1 protein-coding gene is annotated in these 1492 nt (G+C 64.5%); it reads left to right on the top strand.

Annotation, left to right across the window (positions count from 1 at the left end; translation table 11 throughout):
• A partial coding sequence (gene gltX, locus AC1DOC_RS33270; RefSeq protein WP_478131523.1) for a glutamate--tRNA ligase occupies positions 1-1359 on the top strand: 1359 nt, incomplete at its 5' end.
• Positions 1360-1492 lie beyond the last annotated feature (133 nt).

The following is a 1492-nucleotide window of genomic DNA, read 5'->3' as shown; positions in this document are numbered from 1 at the left end:
CCGTCTCCCACCGGCTTCCTCCACCTGGGCACGGCCCGCACCGCGCTCTACTCGTGGGCCTATGCACGCCATCACGGCGGCGAGTTCGTGCTGCGCATCGAGGACACCGACGTGGCCCGCTCCACGCAGGACTCGACCGACCAGATCCTGGCTTCGATGCACTGGCTCGGCCTGGACTACGACGAAGGCCCCATCTACCAGATGCAGCGCCTGGAGCGCTACCGCGAAGTCATCGCACAGATGCTCGCGGCCGGCACGGCCTATCACTGCTACTGCACGCCGGCCGAGCTCGATGAAATGCGCGAGGCGCAGCGCGCGCGCGGCGAGAAGACCCTGTACGACCGCCGCTGGCGCCCCGAGCCCGGCAAGACGCTGCCGCCCGTGCCCGAAGGCGTGYCGCCGGTGGTGCGCTTTTGCAATCCGCCCGAAGGCGACGTGAGCTGGAACGACCTCGTCAAGGGCGAGATCACCATCAACAACCGCGAGATCGACGACCTCATCATCCTGCGTCCCGACGGTGTGCCCACCTACAACTTCGCGGTGGTGGTCGACGACTGGGACATGGCCATCACGCACGTGTTCCGCGGCGACGAGCACATCAACAACACGCCGTGGCAGATCAACATCTTCCGCGCGCTTGGTGCGCCGCTGCCTGCGTTCGGCCACGTGCCGGTGATCCTGGGCGACGACGGGCAGAAGCTCTCGAAGCGCCGTGGCGCGGTGAGCGTCACCGCCTATGAAGAGAACGGCTACCTGCCCGAAGCCATGCTCAACTACCTGGCGCGCCTGGGCTGGAGCCATGGCGACGACGAGCTCTTCACGCGCGAGCAGATGGTGAGCTGGTTCGACGGCTCGCACCTTTCGAAGAGCCCGGCGCAATGGGATGCCGCGAAGCTCGCGTGGGTCAACGCGCAGTACATCAAGGCCAAGCCCGACGCGGAGCTTGCACCGCTCGTGGCCGCGCAGCTGAGTAAGCGCGGCATCGAGGCCGACGATCGCCTGTCCGCCATCTGCGCACTTTTCAAGGACCGCTGCGAAACCACGGTCGCGCTGGCCGACTGGGCCGCCGCGTTCTACGCGGACGTGGCGCCGAGCGAAGCCGATCTAGCGCAGCACGTCACCGATGCAGTGAAACCCGTCATCGCAACCCTCGCCGAGAAGCTCGCGGGCGTGGCGTGGGAAAAAGTTTCCATCGCTGCGGCCATCAAGGAAGTCCTGGCCGCGCATTCGGTGAAAATGCCCGTGTTGGCCATGCCGGTTCGCGTCCTCCTGATGGGAACACCGCAGACGCCGTCCCTCGATTCGGTGCTCGCGATCTTTTCTCGTGAAAAAGTTATCGAGCGTTTGAAAAGGGCCTGATTTTTCGGTCTATAATTTGAGGCTCGACAGCGACGCAGGGTGATTCTGAAAAGAAGAGCCTGAAAGTCAAATGGGGGTATAGCTCAGCTGGGAGAGCGCTTGCATGGCATGCAAGAGGTCATCGGTTCGATCC

The organism is Variovorax sp. 01T439_2, from assembly GCF_056398445.1.
The sequence above is the reverse complement of the archived record's forward strand: the minus strand, read 5'-3'. Positions and strand labels throughout refer to the sequence as shown.